General features: G+C 40.9%; 27 protein-coding genes. 11 read left to right on the top strand and 16 right to left on the bottom strand.

What is annotated here, in order from left to right:
- Positions 1-29: 29 nt before the first annotated feature.
- The 7 genes from metK to LVD17_RS07815 all read right to left on the bottom strand — a co-directional run bounded on the left by metK (position 30) and on the right by LVD17_RS07815 (position 6,000).
- Positions 30-1,286, bottom strand: a complete 1,257-nt coding sequence (metK, locus tag LVD17_RS07845; protein WP_233765932.1) for a methionine adenosyltransferase — start codon at positions 1,284-1,286, stop codon at positions 30-32.
- A gap of 104 nt (positions 1,287-1,390) precedes the next feature.
- The gene (locus tag LVD17_RS07840; protein WP_233765931.1) at positions 1,391-2,101 is read right to left on the bottom strand and encodes an SAM-dependent methyltransferase; all 711 of its coding nucleotides are present in this window, start codon (positions 2,099-2,101) and stop codon (positions 1,391-1,393) included.
- Positions 2,102-2,186: 85 nt separating this feature from the next.
- On the bottom strand, positions 2,187-3,098 hold the full coding sequence (locus tag LVD17_RS07835; RefSeq protein WP_233765930.1) for a TIGR01777 family oxidoreductase: 912 nt from the start codon (positions 3,096-3,098) through the stop codon (positions 2,187-2,189).
- The gene (locus LVD17_RS07830) at positions 3,095-3,916 is read right to left on the bottom strand and encodes a hypothetical protein (RefSeq protein WP_233765929.1); all 822 of its coding nucleotides are present in this window, start codon (positions 3,914-3,916) and stop codon (positions 3,095-3,097) included. Before LVD17_RS07830 ends, LVD17_RS07835 begins: the two co-directional genes overlap by 4 nt.
- Positions 3,917-3,922: 6 nt before the next feature.
- Positions 3,923-4,279, bottom strand: a complete 357-nt coding sequence (locus tag LVD17_RS07825; RefSeq protein WP_233765928.1) for a hypothetical protein — start codon at positions 4,277-4,279, stop codon at positions 3,923-3,925.
- Positions 4,280-4,350: 71 nt separating this feature from the next.
- Positions 4,351-4,851 (bottom strand): GbsR/MarR family transcriptional regulator, encoded by a 501-nt coding sequence (locus tag LVD17_RS07820; RefSeq protein WP_233765927.1) that lies wholly within the window; start codon positions 4,849-4,851, stop codon positions 4,351-4,353.
- 273 nt (positions 4,852-5,124) lie between these two features.
- The gene (locus LVD17_RS07815; RefSeq protein WP_233765926.1) at positions 5,125-6,000 is read right to left on the bottom strand and encodes an AraC family transcriptional regulator; all 876 of its coding nucleotides are present in this window, start codon (positions 5,998-6,000) and stop codon (positions 5,125-5,127) included.
- Positions 6,001-6,197: 197 nt separating this feature from the next.
- Here LVD17_RS07815 and LVD17_RS07810 point away from each other — a divergent pair, with 197 nt between their 5' ends.
- Positions 6,198-6,794 (top strand): hypothetical protein, encoded by a 597-nt coding sequence (locus tag LVD17_RS07810; protein ID WP_233765925.1) that lies wholly within the window; start codon positions 6,198-6,200, stop codon positions 6,792-6,794.
- Positions 6,795-6,944: 150 nt separating this feature from the next.
- Positions 6,945-7,157 carry a DUF2905 domain-containing protein gene (locus tag LVD17_RS07805; protein ID WP_233765924.1) on the top strand — a complete coding sequence of 71 codons (213 nt, stop codon included), beginning with the start codon at positions 6,945-6,947 and terminating at the stop codon, positions 7,155-7,157.
- A 48-nt stretch (positions 7,158-7,205) separates the two neighbouring features.
- Here the strand turns inward: LVD17_RS07805 and LVD17_RS07800 are convergent, their stop codons facing one another.
- Positions 7,206-7,973, bottom strand: coding sequence for an alpha/beta fold hydrolase (locus LVD17_RS07800; protein ID WP_233765922.1), 768 nt, complete (start codon positions 7,971-7,973; stop codon positions 7,206-7,208).
- Between the two features lie 87 nt (positions 7,974-8,060).
- Positions 8,061-11,264, bottom strand: a complete 3,204-nt coding sequence (locus tag LVD17_RS07795) for a WD40 domain-containing protein (RefSeq protein WP_233765920.1) — start codon at positions 11,262-11,264, stop codon at positions 8,061-8,063.
- Positions 11,265-11,362: 98 nt separating this feature from the next.
- On the opposite strand from LVD17_RS07795, the gene LVD17_RS07790 reads away from it, so the two are divergent.
- Positions 11,363-13,075, top strand: a complete 1,713-nt coding sequence (locus LVD17_RS07790) for a hypothetical protein (protein ID WP_233765918.1) — start codon at positions 11,363-11,365, stop codon at positions 13,073-13,075.
- Here LVD17_RS07790 and LVD17_RS07785 read toward each other — a convergent pair.
- From LVD17_RS07785 to LVD17_RS07775, 3 genes are all read right to left on the bottom strand, one after another.
- Positions 13,072-13,626: a DUF2911 domain-containing protein gene (locus LVD17_RS07785; RefSeq protein ID WP_233765917.1), complete on the bottom strand. Its 555-nt coding sequence runs from the start codon at positions 13,624-13,626 to the stop codon at positions 13,072-13,074. The two genes, LVD17_RS07790 and LVD17_RS07785, sit on opposite strands and share 4 nt — an antisense overlap.
- A 45-nt stretch (positions 13,627-13,671) precedes the next feature.
- Positions 13,672-15,087 (bottom strand): toxin-antitoxin system YwqK family antitoxin, encoded by a 1,416-nt coding sequence (locus tag LVD17_RS07780; RefSeq protein ID WP_233765915.1) that lies wholly within the window; start codon positions 15,085-15,087, stop codon positions 13,672-13,674.
- Between the two features lie 211 nt (positions 15,088-15,298).
- Positions 15,299-15,685, bottom strand: coding sequence for a RidA family protein (locus LVD17_RS07775; RefSeq protein WP_233765913.1), 387 nt, complete (start codon positions 15,683-15,685; stop codon positions 15,299-15,301).
- A gap of 41 nt (positions 15,686-15,726) precedes the next feature.
- On the opposite strand from LVD17_RS07775, the gene LVD17_RS07770 reads away from it, so the two are divergent.
- The 3 genes from LVD17_RS07770 (at position 15,727) to LVD17_RS07760 (ending at position 18,301) form a co-directional block, all read left to right on the top strand.
- Positions 15,727-16,308, top strand: a complete 582-nt coding sequence (locus LVD17_RS07770; RefSeq protein ID WP_233765912.1) for an LOG family protein — start codon at positions 15,727-15,729, stop codon at positions 16,306-16,308.
- Positions 16,309-16,439: 131 nt separating this feature from the next.
- Positions 16,440-16,949: an ABC transporter permease gene (locus LVD17_RS07765; protein WP_233765910.1), complete on the top strand. Its 510-nt coding sequence runs from the start codon at positions 16,440-16,442 to the stop codon at positions 16,947-16,949.
- Positions 16,950-17,062: 113 nt separating this feature from the next.
- Complete coding sequence (locus tag LVD17_RS07760; protein ID WP_233765908.1) at positions 17,063-18,301, top strand: aspartyl protease family protein; 1,239 nt, start codon at positions 17,063-17,065, stop codon at positions 18,299-18,301.
- Here the strand turns inward: LVD17_RS07760 and LVD17_RS07755 are convergent.
- A complete protein-coding gene (locus LVD17_RS07755) occupies positions 18,298-18,774 on the bottom strand; it encodes a hypothetical protein (protein ID WP_233765907.1) in 477 nt (158 codons plus the stop codon). The genes LVD17_RS07760 and LVD17_RS07755 overlap by 4 nt on opposite strands.
- A gap of 105 nt (positions 18,775-18,879) precedes the next feature.
- On the opposite strand from LVD17_RS07755, the gene LVD17_RS07750 reads away from it, so the two are divergent.
- A complete protein-coding gene (locus LVD17_RS07750) occupies positions 18,880-19,995 on the top strand; it encodes an NAD(P)/FAD-dependent oxidoreductase (protein WP_233765906.1) in 1,116 nt (371 codons plus the stop codon).
- Here the strand turns inward: LVD17_RS07750 and LVD17_RS07745 are convergent.
- Positions 19,992-20,891, bottom strand: coding sequence for a UbiA family prenyltransferase (locus tag LVD17_RS07745; RefSeq protein WP_233765905.1), 900 nt, complete (start codon positions 20,889-20,891; stop codon positions 19,992-19,994). The two genes, LVD17_RS07750 and LVD17_RS07745, sit on opposite strands and share 4 nt — an antisense overlap.
- A gap of 50 nt (positions 20,892-20,941) precedes the next feature.
- Here LVD17_RS07745 and LVD17_RS07740 point away from each other — a divergent pair, with 50 nt between their 5' ends.
- Positions 20,942-22,033 (top strand): type III polyketide synthase, encoded by a 1,092-nt coding sequence (locus LVD17_RS07740; RefSeq protein WP_233765904.1) that lies wholly within the window; start codon positions 20,942-20,944, stop codon positions 22,031-22,033.
- Positions 22,033-22,743 carry a methyltransferase domain-containing protein gene (locus tag LVD17_RS07735; RefSeq protein ID WP_233765903.1) on the top strand — a complete coding sequence of 237 codons (711 nt, stop codon included), beginning with the start codon at positions 22,033-22,035 and terminating at the stop codon, positions 22,741-22,743. Before LVD17_RS07740 ends, LVD17_RS07735 begins: the two co-directional genes overlap by 1 nt.
- Before the next feature lie 39 nt (positions 22,744-22,782).
- Here LVD17_RS07735 and LVD17_RS07730 read toward each other — a convergent pair whose 3' ends face one another.
- Positions 22,783-23,238 (bottom strand): DUF2267 domain-containing protein, encoded by a 456-nt coding sequence (locus tag LVD17_RS07730; RefSeq protein WP_233765902.1) that lies wholly within the window; start codon positions 23,236-23,238, stop codon positions 22,783-22,785.
- Between the two features lie 181 nt (positions 23,239-23,419).
- Positions 23,420-24,004 carry a nitroreductase family protein gene (locus LVD17_RS07725; protein ID WP_233765901.1) on the bottom strand — a complete coding sequence of 195 codons (585 nt, stop codon included), beginning with the start codon at positions 24,002-24,004 and terminating at the stop codon, positions 23,420-23,422.
- A gap of 88 nt (positions 24,005-24,092) precedes the next feature.
- On the opposite strand from LVD17_RS07725, the gene LVD17_RS07720 reads away from it, so the two are divergent.
- Both LVD17_RS07720 and LVD17_RS07715 read left to right on the top strand, forming a co-directional pair.
- A complete protein-coding gene (locus LVD17_RS07720; protein WP_233765900.1) occupies positions 24,093-25,820 on the top strand; it encodes a M14 family metallopeptidase in 1,728 nt (575 codons plus the stop codon).
- Between the two features lie 132 nt (positions 25,821-25,952).
- The gene (locus tag LVD17_RS07715) at positions 25,953-26,411 is read left to right on the top strand and encodes a DinB family protein (protein ID WP_233765899.1); all 459 of its coding nucleotides are present in this window, start codon (positions 25,953-25,955) and stop codon (positions 26,409-26,411) included.
- Positions 26,412-26,445 lie beyond the last annotated feature (34 nt).

The following is a 26,445-nucleotide window of genomic DNA, read 5'->3' as shown; positions in this document are numbered from 1 at the left end:
TTCAAGCCCTTTTTTATTCCTTAGATTGTTTATTTGATACCAAATTTTTCTTTCACCTGAACTACATAATCAAGCTTTTCCCAAGGGAACAATTCTACTTCCATTTCCACTTCCTGTCCGCTTGGTGATACAAACTTTTTAGTGACTTTTTCGCATGGCCTTCCCATATGACCATAGGCCGCTGTTTCTGAATAGATCGGGTTTCTAAGCTTTAATCTTTGCTCAATGGAATAAGGTCTCATATCAAAGATCTCCTGCACTTTTTTGGCTATTTCGCCATCCTTCATATCTACTTTGGCTGAGCCGTAAGTATTAATAAATATGCCCATTGGCTCAACTACACCAATGGCGTAGGACACCTGCACCAATATTTCATCAGCTACACCAGCAGCTACGAGGTTTTTGGCAATATGCCTGGTAGCATAAGCCGCAGAGCGGTCAACCTTTGAAGGGTCCTTACCTGAAAAAGCTCCGCCGCCATGAGCTCCTTTACCTCCGTAGGTATCAACAATGATCTTTCTTCCTGTAAGTCCGGTATCACCATGAGGGCCACCAATCACAAACTTACCGGTAGGGTTGATGTGGTATTTGATGTCATCATTGAAAAGCTTCTGGATTTCCGGCTTCAACTGAGCTTTAACGCGAGGGATAAGTATGTTGATGATGTCCGCCTTTATCTTCTTTAGCATTTCTTCCTCAGTGCCGAATTCATCATGCTGAGTGGAAACCACAATGGCATCAATTCTCTGTGGGATATTGTCGTCAGAGTATTCTATTGTAACCTGCGATTTGGCATCAGGGCGAAGGTAAGTAATCTCTTTGTTCTCTTTTCTAAGCCTGGAAAGCTCTATCAGGAGCTTATGACTAAGGTCAAGGGCCAATGGCATGTAGTCATCTGTTTCGCTTGTAGCGTAACCAAACATCATTCCCTGGTCTCCTGCACCTTGCTCTTCCGGGTTGCTGCGATCCACACCCTGATTGATATCAGGAGATTGCTCATGGATAGCAGATATTACACCACAAGAGTTACCGTCAAACATGTATTCTCCTTTGGTATAACCAATTCTGTTGATCACGTTCCTGGCGATCTGCTGTACATCAAGATATGCCTCAGATTTAACCTCGCCACTAAGTACTGTAAGACCGGTAGTTACCAAAGTTTCACAAGCTACCTTTGAGTTTTTGTCAAATGCCAGAAAGTTATCAATTAAAGCATCAGAAATCTGATCTGCAATTTTGTCCGGGTGTCCTTCAGACACGGACTCGGAGGTAAATAGATAAGGCATGTATTATTTTATTTTAAATGAATATCGTAAGCGTTTTAAAGCGCACAAATTTAGGTCAAATGTGCTTAAAATAAAATCCGCCCAAAAATAATAACATTAAAATGTTATTGCGCGACATGCAGTAAAAACACAGTGGGCACTTTGTGAAGTTCGACTTGTATTGATTTCCAGTCTTTTACCTTTGCCGTTTTAATATATTCTTCATCCCCTGAAATATCCCTGGCCACACATAGCGACGTTTCCTGATGGCAGGTTTTAATCAGGTTTTCCAACAGTTGATTGTTGCGGTAAGGGGCTTCTATAAATATCTGTGTCTGGTTATTTTTTCGCGACTCATTTTCTAATTGCCTGATGGTGCCCTCCAGGGCTTTTTTATCTATGGGAAGATAGCCGTGAAAGGTAAAATTCTGACCGTTAAAACCTGAGGCCATAAGTGACAGGAATATGGATGAAGGCCCGACTAATGGCACCACTTTAATGTTATGGGCATGTGCATATTTAACTGCCGCCGACCCCGGGTCTGCTATTCCCGGGCAACCGGACTCTGAGAGTACCCCTATATTTCTTCCCTCAAATACGGGTTTCATCAACCTCTCAACCTCGATTACCGGGGTATTTTTATCCAGTAGTTCAAAATGTAGTTCTTCTATGTTCAAACCGAGTTTCAGGCTACTGATAAAGCGCCTGGCGGTTCTAAGGTTTTCTACCAGAAAGTAGTCCGTGTGCTTTACCACCTGCCTTACCTGCTCGGGGATTACGTCTGTTTGCTTTTCAGAAATTACTGTAGGAATGAGATAGAGCTGACCTTTCGACATGTTTTTTAATTTGAAAATGTAAAGGTAAGGAAAGGAGTAAACTTATAACTTGTTTTTGATTTTTGCTCATGGGTGAAGGCTTCGGTTAAGCCATCAGGTCTTTTAAGGCCGCCTTAATATTCTCAAAGTGAAATTTATAACCTTCGTTAAGTAGCCTTTCTGGAATTACCTTCCGGCTTTTTAGGATTAGCTCGGTTTCAGTGCCTATAAGCCATGCTCCTAATTCAAGTACCAGCTTAGTCAATGGGATTCCTAATGGCATACCAACTGCATCTCTCAGCACCCTCATTAATTGCGTATTGGTAATCACTGAAGGTGAGGTGACATTATAAATGCCGCATGACGTTCTGTTATTGATCAGGAAATCGACAATATGGACAAAATCATTTTCATGCAGCCAACTGAAATATTGCTTACCAGAGCCTTGCTTTCCTCCTATTCCCATTTTAGTGAGATTCTGTAGAGGAAGCAAAGGGCCTCCGTTTCTGCCTAAAACTATTCCTGTTCTCAAGGTTATTTTCCGGGTCATAGGCAAATTGAAGCGATTAAACGCGGCCTCCCATTTTTTACAGACATCTACAGAGAAGCCCGTTCCAAATTCACCATTGGTTTCCGTCATGTTCTTATCTAAGGAGTGTCGGTAGATAGTTGCAGAAGCGGCATTTAGCCATACTTTTGGAGGCTGCTTACAGTGGACTATGGCATTGCCTATGGCTAGAGTGGCATCAATCCGTGTATCATAGATCAGTTGCTTGTTCTTTTCAGTATATCGGCAGTCTACGGATTTTCCATTCAGATTAATAATAGCATCTGCACCTTCTAACGCTTCTGTCCAGAGCCCCGGATTTTTTGCATCCCACTTATAATAAGCAATGTTATCATGGTCTATAGTATGTCTTCTGGATAATATGCTTATCTCATACCCTTTCCTGGAATAAAAGCTGGCCAGGCATGTGCCCAGAAAGCCTGAGCCTCCTGCAATTATTATTTTTTTCATATAGATACTGTCGCTAGCATGATACCAAGTACTAAAAGCCTGTATAAAACCCAGGTAGCAGTGAGAAGGTGTGGAAGGCCAAGCAGTTTAATCCTTCTTATATGTTCGACTAACATATAAGTTACTACTATGGAGAAGTACCCGACAAAAACGTAAGGTTCGTCTGTAAGGTGGTTGAGCAGGAACGCAGGAGTTAACAGCAATGCACCCAGCAACGAAACAGTCATCATATGCCCAAAATAATTAATGTACTCCTTTGTGCTTAGTACGCCCAAGGTCCGCAGTGCTATGGCTTGAAATGCAATCTGCCCCGCGCAAATTATAAACTCTCTGTTTAGCTGTGACTTTGCTATAAGCGGAACAAGCAGCTCCGAGTACAATGAAAGCACAAGTGATGTTATAAACCAGGCAAATGCTATGTAGACCCACCTGTATTTAAAATTAAAATCCGGAATGCACTTATTTTCTGCGCTGCCTGGGGCTATCACTTTACGATTGTAAGAAACAAAGCAATAAATTTTCTGGCAGATAGCTCTAAAATGTTTTTGATCAAATAAGATACTAAGCATTGGAAAGCTATGCCCTATCACGGTAAACAGGCTGTCGATTCCATAAATGACGGAGTTATCTTGTCTGTTGACCAGCGCTATTTCGTTACAGGCTCTTTTGTGATCCAGGTCGGTGGAATGTGAAAGTGCGCTGAAGGGTTTTCTGCCATCGGCGTCGAGCATGCCGCTGCGAATGAATGCCCCGGTGTAAATTTTACACATGGGACATTCATCGTCATAAATCAGAGTGTGATCTTTTAAGGTTTTCATGATCATCTAGGTAGTTGCAGTCTGAGCTTTTTTACGAAGCTTGAAGAATATGAAAAGGTTAAAGAAATGCATGGCTCCAAGTATGAGTATGATGGTGCCCAGCTTAACACTCAGCTTTTCTATCATTTCCTGGGTAGAATCGATGGAGCCAAATATTTTCAAAGTGTACACTGCATAACCGATGTTGATCAGGTAGAAGCCGGCTACCAGTAGTTTGTTGACGCTGTCTGCAAGCAAGTCATTGCCATGGAAGATGTCTACCAGAAATACCCTGCCGTTGGTAAATAGTGTTTTGGCTACCCATACGGTCAGAATAATAGTGAGAGGCATATAAAATGCATAAGTGAGAATAGTGTAGTTCATGATACAAATGTTTTAGTGGATAATTGTTTTCAAAACTTTCAATAAAAAATGAAACTTATATTTAAATTTTTTTAGAGCGTAATTTTTGATAGAAGTTTGTAGAACCAGTTTTGCTTTGAATTAATAAACAGGTTTAAGGTAGACTCGGCCTGTCCGGCGAAATCGGAAATATTTTTTGTTACCTCTTTAAACTCCTTTACCTCTTTCGAGTCTCCATCCACATCCTGTAACTGGTTCAGGACTTTGAGCATAGGCTCCAGCTCTCTTTTCTTTCTTTCTTTGGCCACTTGTTTTGCCAGCTCCCAAATATCTTTTCCAGCCATAAAGTATTCTCGTCTTTCGCCGGCTTTCAGCTCCTTTTCCACAAGGCCCCAGTCCATGAGAGCCCTGATATTTTGGTTGGCGTTACCCCTTGAAATTTGAAGTTCTTCCATAATATCTTCGGTTGACAAAGGTGAGGTCGATATGAGTAAAAGCGCATGTATCTGTGCCATGGTTCTGCTTACGCCCCAACTGGAACCCAAACTTCCCCAAGCCAAAATAAACTTATCCTTTGCTTCCTGATATTTCATACGTCAAAGGTAAATCAATGTTTCGAAACTTTCAATAATAAATGAAAATTAAATATTGGCCTGATAGATAACAGATCAGATCTTAGGTGTAGTTAAGGATTAGACTGAAAACCTGTAGAGCAGGATTGAACGTGAATTTTGCCTCTGAGAATCAGTAAACTGCGATAGCTATTTTATCCTGATTTACCAAGTACCTTTGCTAACGGGCATTTTAAGTGTCTTGTCAAACACGGAGCTGAAAAGTTAGTGTCTCCCCAGAATTCAGATCCGAAGTTATCCTTGTACAATTTTTTTCAATTCACTGCGATATTCCGAAGGGCTTTTGCCAGTAAATAGTTTGAATTGCTTGTTGAAGTGGGAGAAATTGTTGAAGCCACATTCGAAACATATGTCTGTAATACTCGAGGCGCTTTCTGATAATAGTTTTGACGCATGCACCAATCGGTATTCGTTGACAAATTTGGTAAAGGTTTTTCCGGATATCTTTTTAAAATACCTGCAAAAGGCCGGTTCCGTCATACTGACCTTATCAGCTATTTCGTCCAGACTGATCAGCTTTTGAAAATTTTCGCGTACGTATTTATATACCGTGTTAATACGGTCATTATCCTGAGGTTCTATTTCAAGGGCAAAGCCATCTACATTTAATATAGTGTACTCCTCCGACAAAGCCAGTTGCTTTAGTATAGCCAGTGTTTTAAGAAGCCGGTCGTACGGGTCTTTATCTATGAGTTTCTCAATTTTTGCTCCCACTGCCTTTTTAGTCTTGCCATGAAATGCAATACCTCTTTTGGCACGTTCCATCAATTTTTTAACTGGAGCCATTTCGGGTATGGAAAAAAAGCTCTCTCCAAGAAAATCCTCCCGCATTTGCAAAATAGTTTCGGATCGGTTGGCCGTTAGCCGGTCAGTAAAGCCAAAATGGGGCAGGTTAGCACCAATGAATATAAGGTCTCCATTATTAAAATACGAAAGTTGATTGCCTATATGCCTCTTGCCACTGCCGCCATTTACATACACTAGCTCCATCTCAGGGTGAATATGCCAATAGGGTAATTTGTTACGACAAGGGTCGCGATATTGCCGGATGGTTATAGAGCTACCAAAAGCCGGATTGATCTTTTCAAATCTGGGTTTCTTAATAATCATAAGGCAAAGTAAAATGATAAGTCTGAGACCAAGATATGTAAAATTAACCAGTTTATATGCAAAATTAACCCGATATGTTTGTATGGGTTATAATCGGGTTAAAATACAACATAAAGTGGCCAATTCCGCTGTAGTAAGGCTTAGCAGATCCCGCTAAGTTTGTATCATAAGTTTTTGCAAATCAAAACACAACGGATATGAAAACATTAAAAACATCCATGGCAACGGTTCTATTATTGACCACGTTATTTGTAAGCGCTTACGGCACTACCCCGTATATTAAGGTGACTAGTTATGATCAGAAAAAGTTTTTCTTAATTATAAAAAATACTGATTCCTCAACGGTAAATGTAGTCCTGAAAGACGTTGATAATTTCAGACTTTACAAAGAAACAAACATTCAAAACGGTGAGTACCTAAAAGGTTTTGACATGCAGTCGCTACCTGATGGTGAGTATACCCTGGAGATTGAAAATAATCAGCGAATTGAAATGTTTGCGCTGTCTATTATCAATGACAAGCTTTCGATCAACAGGGATAGTCGCCTTGTAATACACAAGCCAAGTATAAACCAAAATGGTAATAAAGTTGACGTCGCTCTGCAAAAGATGCATGAGAAACCTTTAAAACTCTCCATTCTGGACAATACTAATGATATCATTTTTGAAGATACATTGGCTGACAATGGTAATCTGACCAAAAGATATGACATGTCAAGACTTGGGCCTGGTTCATACACTATGCGAATTGATATTGCAGGGAAATATTTTAGCCAGTCTATCAGAATTCAATAAAAACATTCAAAATCTTCATAGGAGAGGGTGAGGGTCGTCAGGTAAGGGGGCGGCCCTCTTTATTTTTTAGTGTTTAACGTCGATTCAATTTTTTTGATAAGTCCGGAAGTGCGACTTGACGTTCTGATTCTTTCTGGTGAATTTTGCCATATGGGTAAAGCGCTGATCATTATCGGACTAATTATTATAATTGCAGGAATATTCTTGCATTTCGGTCCCAGAATCCCATATCTGGGCAAACTCCCCGGAGATATAAGTGTTAAGAAGGATGGGTTTCAATTTTACTTCCCATTAATGACCAGCATTATCCTGAGCATCCTCATTTCACTAATCATTTATTTTATACAGAAGCTAAAAGGCTAGCACTCCCGAAAGCCGAACTCCATAGCCTTTACAATTGCAAAGGTATTCTCAGGAAACCTCAAGAAACTCCCTTATAATTTCCAGAAGTGCCTCTGGCTGTTCGGCATGTACCCAATGTCCTGCGTTCTTGACAGTTTTTACCTCAGAGTTAGGAAAAAGTTGAACGATAAGGATATTATCTTTATCCTGTATGTAATCTGAATTTTCGCCTCTGATGAAAAGCACATCTTTTTCTATGGCGAGTTGTTGCTGAATGCCTTCGCCCATAGCTTCTATGTTCTTATCAATAACCGGCAGGTTTATTTTCCATTCAAAACCGCCCTCAGATTTTCTGGCCAGATTTTTTAGCAGGAATTGACGAGTCCCTAAATCTCGGACATATTCTGCCAATTGTTTATCAGCTTCTCCTCTTGACTTAAGGTTGTCTACATCAATAGACTTCAGTCCTTTTAATATGGTATCGTGGTGAACGGGGTATGCTCTTGGAGCGATGTCAACTACAATAAGCTTGTCCCATTTATCAGCATGGTTAATAGCAAAATTCATGGCTGTTTTTCCACCCATGGAATGTCCTAATATTGATGGGTTCTCTATTCTGTGCTCTTCTATAAACTCGCTAAGGTCGCTTGCCATAGCAGCATAGTTAAACTCATCGCTATGTGGGGACTGGCCATGGTTGCGCTGGTCAATCAGGTACATTTTGAAATGGCCTTCCAGTTCCTTGGCTACTGACATCCAGTTGTCAGACGACCCGAAAAGACCATGTAATATTATTAACGGCTTTCCTTCGCCTATTTCTCTGTAATTTAGCTTCATGCTTTTGCTATTCTTATGTTGTTCAAAGGTAAATGTTTTGTCCTAATCAGACAGACATTTACCTCATAACAAATTCGCCGCACTATGTTATTTGATTACAATCGGAAAATCATGACCTCTGGAGAACGTGTAGGGGAATTGCATCTTACCTTTGAACTTTCTGGAGTATTCAGGCACCTGATCATCCAGGTAAGACTTTAATTCGTAAATGGTTATTTTTCCATCCTGAGGCAATCCATCGGCTTTTCCAGAAAGTGCTTCTAGTAAAACATAAGTAAACAGGCCATGCCCCAACTCCTTGAACTCAACTGCGAACTGCTCACTCCCTGCTGAAGCTAGAACATGAATACCAGTACTTCTGGATAATTGCGCCAGGGCTTTTTCTTCTGCTGCCCCGCGTTGTGCCAGCAACTCTACGCTGCCCCCGGACTGACAAGCATCTATGATTACCAACTGCTTCAATGCAGCAGTTTTTGCAAGCTTCTCTTGCAGGTCTCCTGCGTAGATGGCGTTTTTCTTAAGTTTGTCTTCACTGTAAAGTCTTATATTATCAGATGGAATAAAGTAGAAATCATTGTCTATCATACTCCCATGTCCGGCATAGTAGAAAAATAATACGTCTTGAGGTTTTACTACTTTTGAAAGAGCCTCCATTTTATTTAGTATACTTTCTCGTGTAGCCTCTTCATTGTAGAGTGGTATAATCTCCACACGGTCAAAAAGCTTTTTGGAGTTTTCACCAACCACTTTCACAAAGCCTTCCGCATCTTCTGCGGCGTAATTCAGGTTGAGAGCTTCATTTTTATACTTATTGATACCGACAGCAACCACATACAAAGTCGAATTTACTTTACCTTCCAAACTTACCTTCACGCTTTTGCGATCAGCTTCTATTCGCCCTTCACTAAATGCTGAGGCTTCAATGGTATTGTTACCGGGTACCAAACTGATCTTTTGGGTTACCACTATAGATTTGCCGGCCGGAACTTCAGGGGTTTGAGTACTTACTATTTTTCCGTTTTGAATAATATTTATCTCTGCTACTCCTCCTCCCTGATCGGTTACTTTAATCATGACCTCAGCTTCTTCACTACGAAACCCCTCTCCATTGTGAGGGGCTATTATTTCTATAGATGGAGGAGGTGATTTTTCAATTTTTTCAAGCATGTTCATGCCTTGGTCCTTAGACTTGAATGTTTTGTCCAGCAAATCGGGTTGATAGAATTGCTCGAAAAACTGGTCAGCACTAAAGCTCTGCATTCCGCGAACAAATGCTATTTTATTGAAAGCACCACTTGAAGCATTAAAATATCCCTCTGCATTGATGGCCATCCAATCGTTATTTTCGAGGATTACATAGGTGATCAGTTCCTTGCCCTGTACTACATCCCATATTTTGATCATGCCGTCCTCACTGGCGCTAATCAAAAGGTTGTTGTCAGGAGAAAATTCAATGTTAGTTATAGCTGCCTGGTGTCCATGCAGGCTGTTAATCAGGTTGCCATTTTCTGAATTCATTATCCTGATCACCCTGTCGGCACCTCCCAATGCCAGGGTTTTTCCTTCTTTGTCATACCTTGCGGCGTACAACGGCTCATCGCTGGAGTATTTCCATTGCTGCAAGCCCGTGGCGATGCTCCATGACTTCAATTTACCATCCCACGAAACAGAGACCAATTTTTCTCCGGAAGGGTGAATATCAAAAGCCTGAATAATATCCGTGTGGCCGATAAATTGTCTTACTTCTTTTTTAGAATCAAGCTCAAACATTTTAAGGGACTTATCAAGCCCGGCAATAAGTGCATAGATATTATTTTGATATAGACCAGCCTGATAAGGCGAGCTGTTTTCAAACACCAGGGTTTGCAGCAATTCACCGGATGAGGCATCCCATACTCTGGCCGTACCATCCCAGCTTCCTGTTATTATCGTTTTTTCATCTTTACTAAAACCTACGGAGAATATTACTTCCCGGTGGCCTTTTAGGGTTACCAGTTCTACACCTGAAGCTGCATCCCAGATCTTTGCAGTATTGTCCGCGCTACCCGTTACCAGCTTCTGACCGTCTTTGCTGAAAGTCATGCAAAGAATGGCTTTTTCATGACCATGAAACTCTTGGGCAATTACCCCTGATTTGATCTCCCACATACGTGCAATAGCACCGATTTTTCCTTTTACCAGATATTTACCATCAGGGCTTATAGCAACATCGTTTTTAAGGTCCGTATACTTTTTAATGTAATAGTCCCACCTGGAGTTAGGGTCATAGTCCAGTCCGCCTTTATCCCGGGTAACCAGATAACCGCCCAGGGTTTTGACTACTTTGCCGGATTCAACATCATAAAGGTTAATTTTTTGATCGTCGCTAACCACGGCTATGGTTTTGCTGTCGGGGCTGAAAGCCGCATCTGTAGCAGGCATGGAATGATCAACTTTGACAGAGAATTTTTGCTGTCCGCTGGCTGTGCTGAAAACCTTTAAAGAATCCTCTGTAAGCATCATGGCCAGTTTGCCGTCAGTGCTTAAATCAACAGCTTCATAAGACTCCTCTCTCACAAAAGTTTTTACGACCTCTCCACTTCGGCTATTTCTAAGCACAAAGTCTCCTTTGTTGCTCGCCGTAATGAGCCACTGCCCGTCTTCAGAGTAGTCTATAAAAGTAGCGCAACCGCCGCACCAGCCTTCTTCCGGCTTTATCTCCTGCACCAATTTGCCCGATCCTGCATCATAAATTACTGTGGTCCGGTTGTCGCTGCCAAATGCAATCATACTTCCATCCGGGCTGAAACTGGCATTGATGCCATAGCCTAAGCCTTTATCCGGGTTCATTTTGAAAGTTCGCAGAGTATCGCCACTGGCCATACTCCACAACATACTTACCCAGTCGTATCCTGCCGTGATCAGTTTTGTGCCATCGGGGCTGAGGTCAACGGTAGTCATCACATCTTTGTGCCCCACAAAATCCCGGATCATCTTACCGGTTGAAATCTCCCATAGCTTTGCAGTTTTATCAGCACTGCTGCTTACGAAATACTTGCCATCATCTGTTACGTCTATATCATTGATTGTGGCTTTGTGGCCCAAAAATGACCTGAGTTCGCGGCCAGAGGCAACATCCCACAATTTAATAGACTTATCACGGCTGCCGGTAAGTATGTATTTGCCGTCGGGCGTAAAAGCTACTGCCTTTATAGCAGCGTAGTGCCCGCGCTGTATTACTGTTTCAAGCTTCTGCGTAAAGGCACTTAAAGCTGAAAATAAGCATGTTAGGGTAATTATAAACGTCTTCACCGAATACTGATTTTTGATGTTGAATTTATGAATTTGATTTGGAAACATTTTTGCTCTAAATCATTATATTTAGAATGCGTAAACCTAAACAGAATATTATGTCTTCCATCATTCGGGCGAGCTTTTTTTCTCTGATTTGTATAATTAATATAACTAATGCTATTTCACAAGACAAAATTAGAAAGCTTCCCTCTAACATAAATCGCCCTTCAATTAACCTTTATGCGCCTTTTATCAGTGGTGATGGACAGACCTTACTGTATTTATCAGATTATACGGATGACGGGCACCATGGCATGCGATGGGCAACCAAAAAAACAGTCTCAACATGGAATGACGGGCTGGAGGTTAATAAGCTTATTAATAGACCAACGCTGAATTACAGGGGTGGTTATAGCCTCAATTTTGACGGTAGCGTAATGCTGTTTACATCCCGGAAATCCGGTTTAGGTGGGTTTGATCTATGGTCCAGTAACCGCAGGGGCAATGACTGGGAGGCTCCTGGTAATCTGGGCAGTCCGGTAAATTCCAGCGAAAACGAAGGGGCAGGTATGATGTCGCCCGATGGGGAGTACCTGTACTTTATGCGCTGCGAAAAAATGAGTGAATATGGTGGGGCTAGTGGGTGCAGGCTGATGGTTTCCAAAAAAACATATAACGGATGGGACACACCCAAAGAACTTCCGGCCAACATTAACACGGGCAACTCGCAAACGCCAAGGATACTTGCCGATGGTGAGACTTTAATATTTGCTTCTGATCAGTTTGGAGGCAAAGGCGGACTTGACCTGTATATCACGACAAAGTCGGGGGAAACCTGGTCAGACCCAATACCTCTTGATTTCGTCAATACCGATAAAAATGATCAGTTTATAAGTATACCTGCCAAGGGGAGGTACCTGTTTGCTGATGTACAAGGTGACCGGGACAGGGAGCTGGTCCAGATATTGATCCCTGATGAGTTCCAACCTAAAAAAGTGATGCGCATACAAGGTACCGTTACGGATGCGGCTACCGGTGAACCTTTGGATGCCAACCTTACTGTGTTCAATGTTGGCAACAGGGATCGTTTATGGAATGAGAAAGTGGGCAGAAAAGGTGAGTTTGCCATAGTATTAAAAGAAGGTTCGGTTTATGATGTAGCAATAGATATGGATGACCCAACTTACCTGTACTTTTCAAAGGTGTATGATTTTACAGAAGAGGTTGGCGTCAGGGATAAGGAGAACTTACAGGTGACACTTTCAAAAATAGCTCCGGGGGCGACCTATAATCCTGATGTGGTTTTTGAGAAGCACTCTTCGGAAATAAGTGACAACTCAACATTTGAGTTACGGAGAATAGCCGAAGTACTTAGGAAGAACCCTAACATGAAGATCGAAATTCTTGTTGCTCAGAATAATTTTAAAAAAGACTCGGTACAATCTGATCCGGACCTTACGGAAATTCAATCTGATACCGTTATAACCAAAGTAAAAAGACCTTTAATTACAGAACAGGTTGAAAAAGAAGTTGAGGAAGATTCATTGGGGGAGGGTGCGACTGAATGGGACAACGAAGATTTTGATGAAGACTCTGAGGATATTGCGGATGCCGGCTACGAGGTTATAGAGGAGGAACAAATAAAGAAAACATATCACAACGACCGTACAAAAGAACAGGCCGAAGCAATAAAAGCTTACCTTATAGGCCGGGGCGTGAACGAGAACAGGATACAGGTAGTAACTTCACGCAAGGAAAGAATGGAAAGCGATAGTCAGGAGTCTGGTGTGGCTGACATAAAAGTGGAAGTAAAAATCCTGAATCTTTAGTTGTTCACTACATACATAGGAACCACTATCAGGGTATGGTCCCACATTAGGATCATTTCAATTTCCTGGCCCATTTGTTCAAAAGTAATGGTAAATTGCTCAAAAAGGTCAGGGGTCTTGATTGTAGCTACATCAATGGTCAGAGCGTCTTGTTGTGGATCTCTGTTAGCTTCACCTGAAAACGGAGCTATACCCCATTGGCCAACTTCGTTATTGAAGATAACTGTCCAGTTATTGCTTCGGGGAATGGAAAATAATGAATAGGAACCAGCCTTAAGAAGTTTATTTCCAATCATTAAATCCTTATCGGTAGTAAAAGTGGTCGCTTCATTGGCGCCGGTTCTCCACACCTCGTTATAAGGTACTAGATCTCCGAATATTTCACGCTCTTTTTTAAAAGGGCGGCTATATGATACTGCAATTTTCACATTTTCTTCCTCGAAAATGGCTTTATCCTGCGGGCTGAATGACTTAGTGTAGAACCTGAGTCCTACCATACTTATAATTATAACAGCTACTATTATTCCACCTGCTACTATTAGTTTTCTCATTTATGCGATGTTTTGTATGCTTATACTGAAATGCGTTATTAAAAGTTACTTTTCAGTATAATCTTCTGATTCCCTAAGTCCGCCACTTTTGTAGTAATAATACCAAGTGCCTGTTTTTTCTCCATTTTCAAAATCTCCCTCGGCTTCTTTCCTTTTATTGTCATAGTAGTATATCCAACGTCCTTGTCTGAGGCCGTTTTTGAATTGACCTATCTCGGCTACGCTGCCATCCTTTTCATAATACGTCCAAGAACCATGAGGAACTCCATTTTCGAATTGGCACTCAATTTCCTTTTTACCATCAATATAGTAGTTGATTTTTAGTCCGTTACCGTTTTTCAGGTCTCCGGCGGAGAGCGTATCACCATAAATGGTATAATAAGGGCTGGTGGTCATAAGTTTGCCTTTGTCCCAGGTTTCTTCTTGCATGAGAAGGCCGGTAGTATGAAAAATACCCCAAAGACCATCTTCCAGGCCATAATAAAAACTGCCGACTGACCTTAGCTGTCCTCTGTCATAATAAGTGAACCATTGTCCGTGTTGCTCATCGTTCTTGTACTTTCCTTCCTCAATCACAAAACCATCTTCATTGAAATATCTCCAGTTCCCCTCTCTTACCCCGTTGGAGTAGAACCCCTGTGTTGCCAGGTTTCTATTGTCAAAGTATGTCAGGTAAACACTGTCCTGCCATCCGTTATTATAAAATTTCAATTCCCGCAGCTCGCCATCTTTGTAAAAAGATTGCCATTTGTTTTTAGGTAGTCCCTTGTCGTAATGTTTTATACTTTTAGGTTTTCCATTTTCATGATACTCCATCCAGGTACTGTCAGGCAATCCGGCTTCATATTTTTGAATTTCCATTATTTTCCCAAAGTCATAATATGATTTCCATATACCTTCCATTATACCTTCATTATACCTACCTTCCAAAATTAGTCTGCCAAACTGATTATATTCTTTCCACTGACCATGTGTGGTATCAGCCATATAACTTCCCTCTGCCAACAACTCCCCATACGGGCCATAGTAATAAAAGGGGCCTTGCTGTACTCCATTTTGATAAGTTTTGACATACATGGGCTGCCCGTCAGCATAGTAGGTAACCCATTCGCCATGCTTCTTGCCATGCTCATATTTTCCTGCCTGTTCGATTATACCGCCGGGAGAAAGGCCTATATAATCAGTAGGGAGATCCTCTACATACATTACTTTAGCTTTTACACCGCCAGAGGGGTAGAAAAAGCGCCATACTCCCTGTCTCTGGTTATTTTCAAACTTCCCTTCTTCCAGTTTTATATCCTGTGTATTATAGAATCTCCATAGACCTGTTTTTTCTCCATTAACAATATCGCCGATAGCATAGGCTGAACTATCAGTGGTAAAGAGTTTTGTTTCCTGGGCCTGGATATCTGGTAGCAGGATAATGGAAAGTATTGTTATTAAGTAAAGTGTGTGTTTCATGGCCATACTGGAGCAAATATTGTGCAAGGTAAATTATAAAATATTTTAATATTACAGGTGCCTTACTATCTTTGCACAAAAGATAAAAACATTATATATATGGGTTATTTAGCGTTGGTACTTGTTCTTGTATTGTTTGTTTTGGCTATCATTTCTCCGATGATATTTCCTAACAAAATGATCAGCGATAATAAACATGATATAGACGGCTCTACTGAACAATAGCAGTAGCCTCTATCTCCAACAAATATTCCGGGCTGATCAATCGGCTTACTTCTATCATTGAGGTAGCGGGTTTTATATCTCCAAAAACTTCGCCATGAGCTTTTCCTATCATTTGCCATTGGCCAATGTCGGTTACAAATATTCTGGTGCGAACTACATCGGATAACTGAGCTCCGGCTTTCTGAATGCTGTCATCTATAATTTGCAAAATACATCTGGTCTGCTCGTAGGGGTTATCCTGACCTACCAGTTTTCCATCTCTCACGGCTACAGTGCCTGATACTTCGATAGTGTTTCCAATACGTACGGCCCTTGAATAACCGACTATATCTTCCCAGGGAGCCCCGGTAGATATGTTCAACCTTTTCTTCATGGATGCTTTTTATTAGTTTTACTTTTCAATACCTTAAAAATATGAAGAATATCTGTGTCTTTTGTGGTTCAAGCCACGGTAATGAACCTATCTACGATGCCGAAGCGCAAACACTGGGCAAATGGATGGCAAAAAATAACAAAAGCCTGATTTATGGTGGAGGTAAGGTAGGCTTGATGGGTACTATAGCAGATGCTGTAATGAATAATTGCGGAAGTGTGACAGGTGTTATACCTGATTTCCTGATGAGAAAGGAGGTTGGACACCTTGGGTTGACTGAGCTGCTGGTTGTGAAGTCGATGCATGAGAGAAAACAAAAAATGGCTGAGCTGGCTGATGCTTTTATTGCCATGCCCGGTGGTTTTGGTACGCTCGAAGAGCTTGGTGAGATCCTTACATGGGTGCAATTAGGTATAATTAAAAAGCCTGTTGGACTACTTAATGTCGGTGGCTTTTACGACCATCTTTTGCTTCAAATGGATCATATGGTGAAGCAGGGATTTCTGAAGCCACAGAATCGTAAGCTTATTCTTAACATATCCACGGCGGAGGAGGTCATCCCCCGCTTAGAGTCGCATACTTTCGATAACTATTCCATCTGGGACGATTTGAGCAAGACGTGATTTAGTAGAAAAGTGTTCATTTATGTACAACTATAATGTATGAGGTTGAACATATTTTTAATTTTAGCTTGCCCTGCTGCCTTTAAAAGCGGTTAATATTATGGTATATTTCTTGAATTACAATATTTCAAATGTTTTGGAATCATTGTATCATATCGCTTCGAAAGCTCCGGCAGCACGTGCTGTTTTATATAGTGAGTATTGCTGTATCGGCAATAGGATATGCATGCCTTATCAGCAGCTTTGCTTTATTTAAGGCATATGGCAGGGTTTCTGTAATTATGGTCAGTGTGGCAATAATAATATTCGCTGCCAACAGTATCAATAATATTAGTTACAAGTATTTGGTTAAAGAGGTTAGCATAAGAAAATTGCTTGGTGCCGGGCCCCTGGCTATTTACAAATTAATCCTTACAGAATCGCTGATACTATCGGTTCTGGCAATACTCTTCAGTCTTATTGCTCTTGATGTTGCTCCATTGGGTGAGATTTTAAACCTCAGCCTAAGGTATAAGATAACCAGTTTCGGAGATCTGGCCTTTGTATTTGGCTGCGTTTTGGTAGTGGGTACTATTACAGGTTTATTTCCTGGATACAGGCTAATTAAGGCAGATATTTCCTATCATCTTAAGAAAAACTAAAATCCCCCATATTGGGTTATTTTAATGAAAGGAAATGAAATTATGTTCGCTATCTGATAAATCTGTCGCGCAAAATTCTTAAATTTTAAGAATACGAGTTACGCCTGAAGTGTATGAGAAAAATTTTAATTGGCTTTACTTTTTGCTCTTTTTTATTCTTGTTTTTTTCGAAATCCAGTGGCCAGACTTTGGGTTTTGAACTTAATGATGCCAAGCGGGTAAACATTCCATTTGAAATCTATAATAACCTTATCGTTGTACCGGTAGTACTCAATAATCAGTTGCCTCTGAAGTTTATTCTGGATACCGGCGTTCGCACAACTATTCTTACTGAAAAGTCTTTCAGCGATATCCTGAACCTTCATTATTCGCGGAAATATACCATTTCAGGGCTGGGAGGAGAAAGACTGGTAGATGCATATATTACCAACAATGTATCCCTTTCTCTACCGGGTGTAACAGGGAAGGGGCATGCCATGTTAGTACTTGCAGAAGACTACCTCGAACTGCGTAACTATTTGGGAACGGAAGTACATGGTATTTTGGGTTATGAGATCTTCAGCCGGTTTATTGTCACCATAAACTATGATAAAAAGATTTTAACCCTCACTACTCCCGAATACTTTAAAAAACGCAGGAGGTTTCATGAAGTCCCCATAAAGGTGGAAGATACTAAGCCTTACGTAACGGGTCGTATAGTATACAACACGGGCGACTATCTGGATGTAAAGCTGCTGGTAGATACAGGTGCGAGCCATGGACTGTTGTTAGATAAGTCGTCGGACCCGCAGATCATATTGCCAGAGAAACATATCTCAACCTCTTTAGGTAGGGGATTAGGCGGCCTGCTGGAAGGTGAAATGGCACGACTTAATTATTTCCATCTGGGAGAAGCCTGCTGGCCGGATATTCTTGCCACGTTTCCCGAAACAAATTCATTTCTGGATAGTCTTAAAAATATCGGAACATTCCGGAATGGCTCCATAGGCGGTGAGATCCTCAGCCGTTTTACTGTAGTTATAAATTTTCCCGAAGAAAAATTATACCTAAAAAAGGGGAAAAGCTACAAAAAAGACTTTACCTATAACCTAAGTGGATTAGTTGTTAAGGCTATAGGGAGCAGGCTCAATACCTATGAAATCACTGAGGTTAGAAATCACTCTGCCGGAGAAAAGGCAGGCTTTAAAAAAGGCGACATTCTTGTTTCGATTAACAGTATCGATGCCAGCAGGTTGCGTCTGAACAACATCATCAGCTTCCTAAACGCCAAAGAAAATAAAAAGCTAAGATTAACCGTCTTACGGGACGGAGTTAAGATTACACAAACTTTCCGCCTAAAAAGCCAGATCTAATTGTTGCTTAAAAAGTTTAGAAATTGTGATTGACGTTTTTTGTATGATGTATACAAATACTTGTGCATGTTTCTCAAGCGAATAGAGTTTAATATTGATTTTGAAAGCGCTTCAGATGTGATGCCATCCTTTAATATGAATTCCTGAGCCCCTATCAGATAAGACTGACCATTGTTTGAATTCTTTAGAATGGCTATGGGAATATCACGTGTCTTAGACCATGAAGAAAGCTTGTTGAGCAGGCTTTTTAAGTAAGACCTTTCCAGGTTATCATCTATAAGAATGCAGCTCGGGTGAAACTTCATTATTTTTTTATAAACGCCCTTAAGGTCAAAGCCTATTTCTGCATTATAAGTTTTATTTTTGATTGCTTTTAGCTTTTCATAAATATTGCTGAGTTCAATCGGGTTGTTTCCGATTAAAAACACATTAATAGAATCACTGCCAGCTTTGTTTGTAGATATAGTGTTCATAGGCCAACTTGTTTTTGTAAATTAAACGCTTTTTTCCGTAAGAAGTTTGAACTTTATGTTCAATTTTTTAAAAAATTATTCACATTTAACATTAATGCCCTGGTTGTGAGAAAGGTAATCATCGTAGGAGGTGGGCTTGCCGGATTGGTGAGTGCCATTGTACTTCGCAAAGCTGGCTTGCCGGTGACCCTGATAGAGAAAAAGAAATATCCGTTTCACCGGGTGTGTGGTGAATATATTTCAAATGAGGTACGCGGGTTTCTGGAGCGACTGGAGATATTTCCGGCTAAAATGGAACCTTCTCTTATTAAGCGGCTTCAGTTGACCTCAACAAATGGTAATTCCGCATTTCTGGCGTTAGGCATGGGCGGGTTTGGAATAAGTCGATATGAATTGGATAACTTCCTGTATCAAAGAGCTGCTGATATGGATGTGGAATTTATCTTACAGAAGCAAGTCGGGTCGGTAAAGTACAATGGTAACAGTTTCTCGGTAGAGATTGAAGGCTCTCCCGCCATGGAGGCTCATGTGGTAGTGGGAGCATTTGGAAAGAGATCAAGGCTAGATAAGAAAATGGGGAGGAAGTTTCTGGAAAAAAAATCGCCCTATATTGGAGTAAAATATCATATCCGCTACGATGACCATCCTGATGACCTGATAGCACTGCATAACTTTAAAGACGGGTACTGCGGTATCAATAAAATTGAGGGTAATAAATATAACCTGTGCTATTTGTCTGCCAGATCCAACTTATCAGAGTCGTCAGGCATTTCTGACATGGAGGCCCGAGTCTTGAGCCAAAACCCTTACCTTAAGAAAATATTCACAGATGCAAAATTCCTTTTTAAAAAGCCTGAGGTCATTAATGAGATTTCATTTGAAACCAAGGAGCCTGTAGAGCAACATGTGCTGATGTGCGGAGATGCAGCAGGAATGATTACCCCTCTATGCGGTAATGGTATGGCAATGGCTATTCATTCGGCTAAAATTTTATCAGAGGAGGTTATCGATTATTTTAATAATCATGGCTCCAGGGAGAAGCTTGAATACAATTATTCGCGAAGATGGAGAATGCTTTTTGAAAAAAAACTCTGGACTGGCAGGCAAATACAGAAGCTCTTCGGCTCGGAGCTCGCCTCTAATTTTGCTGTGCTCATAGCTAAAAGATCAAAGTTAATAGCCGATTTCCTGATCAGGCAAACACATGGAGAGTCCTTTTAATAACCAGCTTTAATGGCCTGAAGCACCTGGCTGCTGTCCAGAAAGAAATAAATGAAGAAAATATTCAGGCACAACGCTGATATCATGTTCAACCTCATGGTATGACTAAAATCTGCTTTGCTCATATCGATATGCACTTTTAAGAACCAATAGCCAAAATATAATACTACCGGTAACATGCTTAGTACAAACAGCAGGGCATACTTATCCTTGTGATATTCCATAAAATAAAAAACAAATGCGCCGACGGCTATGGAAAATGTAACTGCTGTAAAATAGAAAGTGCCTTTAATTCCCAGTTTATAGCTTAAGGTGTGGTCACCTCTTTTAGAGTCTTCTTCGTGTTGATAGATCTGTGTCATAGGGTAAGAGCCCCATAGCATCAGTGAAGTCAATATACCGGGTAGCCAAAGGTGAGCTTGCTCCCAAACATGAAAGCCATATTGGTTAAGACCCATATAGGCCATCATAAAGGTGAATGCTCCTTGAAAAAAACCGGCAATAAACCAACTTAGAAATGCATATTTTTTAATCCTGATCCCTGGGTGGCTGTAGGCCTTAGAAACCAGGCCATATATAAAAAGCATAAGTGAAAACTGCCAGCTGATAATCAAAGCCATGCCAATAGCAACCATATCAAATACCAAAGCCGTATAGTACAGGCCCTTAACCACCTTCGGAGGATTCCTTAAGCCGCCTATACTTTTTTCGTCTTTATCAAAATAACTGTTATAGCCGTTGCTTGCGGGATACAGAAAAAAATGAAGCGCTATGAAAACAATGATGATCCGACTTTCATTAATATTTGGGGATACCGCCAGGGCAAATAAAAACACGGGCAAAAGAAAAAATGAAAAGGGAATACGCAGATGCAGCCATGTGGATTTTTTAAACATACATTGTTTTCTTTTATACCAAGATATCAATTTTTAAGTATTATTGATTAATGAATGCATACATCACTTCTATCGCAACGGCAAACCCCAGGTATAAAATTAAACAACAGCGTGTTCTTGATTTTATGATTCGGGCTCACCGTCTGGAGGGGGTTGAAGCTGATAAATTAAGAGTGCTTTATCGTGCCACAGGGATATCTTCAAGATATTCAGTCATAGAAGATTACAGTTCTTCACTCGTTCGAAATTTCTTTCCGGATAATGATAGTCTTGAGCCTTTCCCGTCAACTCATGATCGCCTGGGCTTATTTCAGCGGGAAGCGGTAGGGCTCTGTATGGAAGCAGCTAAAAAGGCTCTTGATAATACTCCACGTGATCAAATCACGCATCTGATAACGGTTAGCTGCACAGGCATGTATGCTCCCGGTTTAGATATAGAACTTGTAGACGGGTTAGGTCTAAACTCTCATGTAGAAAGAACAGGTATTAACTTTATGGGATGCTATGCGGCTTTTAATGCTTTGAAAGTGGCAGACGCAATATGCTCGGCCAATAAAGATGCACGCGTGCTTGTTGTATGTGTAGAGCTATGCAGTATTCACTTTCAAAAGGAATCACTTGAAGACTTCATGCTGGCCAATGCTTTGTTTGGTGATGGTGCTGCTGCGTTGGTGATGGCCGGAAGCCCGGATGAAGGTATAAACTTCAGAACCACTTCTTTTTTCAATGAACTATTTAGAAATGGACACGAGCACATGGCTTGGAAAATAGGTGATTTTGGCTTTGAAATGCGCCTTTCGGCTTATGTGCCTGATGTTATCCAATCAGGGATAAAACAGTTGCTACAAAAGCTGGTTAATAAAAGCGGTGTCGATAAATTTGATTATTTTGCTGTACACCCGGGAGGGAAAAGGATTTTGCGGGTCATTGAAAAGGAACTGAACATCAGCAAAAAAGAGAACCAGGCTGCTCATGATGTATTAGCCGCATATGGTAATATGTCTTCACCAACCATTTTATTTGTATTAAAACGAATAATGGATCAGCTGAAAGCAGATGATGATAACAAAAGCTTGTTGGGGCTTGCATTCGGACCTGGGCTTACACTTGAAAGTATGCTTTTAACTATAGAGATACATTAATGGCATCAAAATTTGCAAAGCGTAGTAATGAGATAGAACTGATGGATGACCTTGAAAGCTCCGGAGAGGTTATTGACCAGACTCTAAGAGAGTTGGAGACGATCAATAAATGGCTGGGAGGGAACCATGTAACCGTAAATGGGCTGGACTTACTGATGATCAAAATCAAAGTATCTCGTGATTTAACCATTGTAGATCTTGGGTGTGGGGGCGGCGATATGCTGATGATGATTGCTGATTGGGCAAGAAAACGAAGCCAGCCTATAAACCTCATAGGAATAGATGCGAATCCGAATATCATAGATTTTGCCCAAAAGAATACCCGGAACTATCCCGAAATAGTTTATAAATCCATAAATATTTTCTCTGAGGAATTTAAGGCGCTGCAATATGACATTGCAACTTCTACACTTTTCACGCATCACTTTAACGATCAGGAGCTCACAGACCTGTTTGCCCTTATTAAATCTCAGGCTTCCATTGGCATGGTTATTAATGACCTGCATCGCCATTGGTTTGCTTATCACTCCATTAAATGGCTCACAGCTGCTTTTTCGAAGTCAGTCATGGTTCGAAACGATGCAGCCGTTTCCGTATTGAGATCATTTCACAAAAATGAAATAGAAGAAATATTGAAAGCATCAGGTGTTTCTAACTATTCAATCCAGTGGATGTGGGCTTTTCGCTGGCAGCTGGTAGCCTGGTTTTAAGGATTTCAGGTACCACGGCCGGAACCGCCTGGGAGCTGGTCAGGCTGCGGGTTCCAGCATGGTTTCGCTTAGCTCTCTCTTGAATGAATAGCCAAAACTGGGTAGATTAAGCAGGTTTACATGGCGGTTGAGTATTTTCAATACAGTGATCACTGCACTTAGTGCATCTACTTCCTTATGAAATACCCTATGGCCACTTTTATGATCAAGAGCCAAAACCTCTTCGGTAAATTCATCCAAATGTTTAATGGTTATTTTCTTTTCCTTCGGTGTCCAGTCCGTTACATACATTACCTTAAGGTATTCAGGCAGTCTGCTTATAAACTCGGCAGATTCAGTATAAGATAAACTCCGGCGTATCGTATGCAGTATTCTGCAAATAATTTCACCGGCCTTTTTAGAGTCAGGGATAACTAATGCACGCTTTATTTCCAGAATAAGCCCGCTATCTCTTTTAGCAAGCCTGTCATAGTTGATTTCAAATGTGTGTTCCATCGTACGTATCAGTATTTCTCTATAATGTGACTAACAGTTTTTTAAAGGCAGAAGAGAATAACCGTGCCAATAGAATATTTAATTTTATATCATTGATTATCAAATATTTATAATGAATAGCGCCTGCTAATCCAGGCGCCTTTGTGGAAGTATTTCACCGCAACATTGTGGTGGATATACCTTAACGGGTAACCCATTTCACCTTATCTTCCACGGGATTGCGCTTGCCTGCGGGCCACTTTTCACTCTTTGGCATTCCTATGTAAAGAAAGCCCAGCAGCAGGTCATTTTCACCCAGCCCGAAAAATGGCTTGGCTTCCTCATAAAAAGTAACACCACCGGTACTCCAGTAGCAGCCGACCCTATGTGCTGAGGCCGTGAGCCACATATTCTGCACGGCGCATGCCGTGGCGCAGACTTCTTCCACCTCAGGCACACTTTGCTGTTCATCTCTATGCATTCCTATCGCTATAACGTGCGAACATTCCAGAGGCTTGTTCTTTAATTTTAAATACGTTTCCTCATTGAAAGAGTCCTTATAGCGTTGTTTATAGAGGTCTCCCTGAAAGTCGCCCAGCTTATTCAACCCGTCTTCTTTAAATACAATAAACCTCCATGGCTCGGTAAGTCTGTGTGTCGGGGCCCAGTTGGCATTGTCCAGCATTTTTTCAATAATCTTGTCGTCAACCTGCTCTCCGGAAAACATATTAGTGTATATTGACCGGCGAGTAGCTATGATTTCATTTACCGCTTCTATAAAATTCATTTCTACTTGTTTTTAATTAAGTAATTTAACCCTCACAAAAGTATATTGGTTAAGCCCTTGGGCGCTTTAAAATGATTAAATATAGAGAATGAAAAACACAATCCTTCTTTTCTTCCTTTTCTTTTCGGGCCAGATCTTTGCCCAGCAACAAATAGAAACCGGGTTCGAGCAAAATGGTGGCACTTCGCCTTATCATGAAGTGATCAGCTATTATAACACCCTGTCTAAACTACATGCGGAGGTTGATATCAGGGAAATGGGTGAAACGGATAGCGGCAAACCGCTGCACATGGTTATTGTGGACACTGACAAGGATTTTGACCTTAAAAGATCGAGGGAAAGGGGAAAGACCATAATAATGATTAATAACGGGATACACCCCGGGGAACCGGATGGTATCGAGGCCTCTCAAATGCTGGTGCGTGATTACATGGTTAATGCGAAAAGGAAGAAAGCTTTGAAAGACATAGTGCTTGTGATCATTCCTATTTATAACATTGGAGGTGCACTAAACCGCAATACCTATAGCCGTGTAAACCAAAACGGTCCGGAGGAATACGGCTTTAGGGGAAATGCCAGAAATTACGACCTTAACAGGGACTTTATTAAGGCCGACACCCGGAATACGCTTGCTTTCTATGAAATTTACCATTTAGCACAGCCTGATATTTTTATTGACACCCATGTGAGCAATGGAGCTGATTATCAGTACAGCATAACACATTTAGCAACACAACACAATAAAATTGGAGGCGCCATGGGCAAGTACATAGAAAGTGGCTTTATTCCTCAATTAGAGAAACTAATAGCTGATAAAGGTAGCGAGATCGTTCCTTACGTTAATGTATTTAACCAAACCCCTGACTCAGAAGGGATAACCCAGTTTATGGATTACCCGAGGTACTCAACAGGGTATACTACTTTGTTTAATACGTTGGGTTTTATGATTGAAACACACATGCTGAAGCCTTTTGATGTAAGGGTGAAAGCCACCTATGATTTCATAGAAAGTGTGGTGGAAATTGCTGGTGAGGATGGTGCAAAAATACAGATGATGCATCGAGGAAACTTATTGAAGCCCGGTGACCTCTACCCGGTGACCTGGAAGCTTGATGATACAGCATCAAAGAGCATTGATTTTAAAGGGTACGAAGGAGAAATGGTGGAAAGTAAAGTTACCGGGCAGCAGCGTATTTTTTATAACCGGGATAAGCCGTTTGATAAGAAAATATCCTACTATAATACCTACACTCCTACTAAAGAAGTTATAATACCCAAGGCATATATAGTACCGCAGGGGTGGTATGAGATTATAGACAGGTTGAAGCGTAATGGGCTAAATTACAGTAGGTTAAATAATGATACTATACTCAACGTAGAGAGTTACACAATAACTAATTTCAAAACCTTGCCTTCAGCCTATGAGGGACACTATCCGCACAACAGTGTTGAAGTAAACAAGTCTAAAACATCAATAGACTTCAGGGCAGGAGATTACGTCTTTCATATCAGCCAGCCAGGTGGACGATATCTGGTAGAAACCCTGGAGCCTGAGGCAACGGATTCTTTTTTTAACTGGAATTTTTTTGATACTATTTTGCAGCAGAAGGAGCATTTCTCGCCATATGTGTTTGAAGACATTGCCTGGTTGCTTCTGGAGGAGAACTCAGAGTTAGAGAAAGCCTTTGAGAAAAAGAAGAATGAAGATAAGGAGTTTGCGGATAACTGGTATGCACAGCTAAACTTCATTTATATGCATTCGCCTTATTATGAAAAGGCATATATGCAATATCCGGTGTATCGTCTTGTAGATTAAAAAAGAGTGTAATGATCACCTTTAAATAAGGGATCTATTTTATAATTTAGTGACAGGCTTGGAGTCAGTATTAAAAGCTGATAGCGCGGCTGCACTGGCCAGAAAGGGAACTAAACAAATAAAAACATACCGATGAAAAAGCATTTCAGGGATTTGTTTCAACATAATGCATGGGCAAACCAAAGGATACTAATCACACTTGAAAAAAGTGAGGTTAAGAACGACAAAATACTGCTGCTTTTCAGCCACCTTTTATCAGCCCAAATCATATGGTTAAACCGCATTAAAGATATACCGACCTCTCCGTTTCCTCTATGGGAGCAATATAAACTGAGGGAGTTGCGCAGTATGACGGAGGAAAGCTCAGTAAACTGGCTAAGCTATCTTGACGGGCACAAGTTTGACACGTTTGAAGAGATGATCTTTTACAAAAATACCAGTGGGAGAAAATTTGAAAATACCATAAGAGAAGTTATAAGTCAGGTATTAAGCCATAGCTCTTACCATAGAGGGCAGATTGCTATGCTTTTACGAGACGAGGGTATAGAGCCGCCGGTAACAGATTATATTGCCTATGCGAGACAGAAGTAAACAAAACATTTTATGGGCTTGTTAAGGAAATAGC

This window comes from Fulvivirga ulvae (assembly GCF_021389975.1).
In the GTDB taxonomy this organism is placed as follows: Bacteria; Bacteroidota; Bacteroidia; order Cytophagales; family Cyclobacteriaceae; genus Fulvivirga; species Fulvivirga ulvae.
This window is presented reverse-complemented; position numbering and strand designations above follow the sequence as displayed.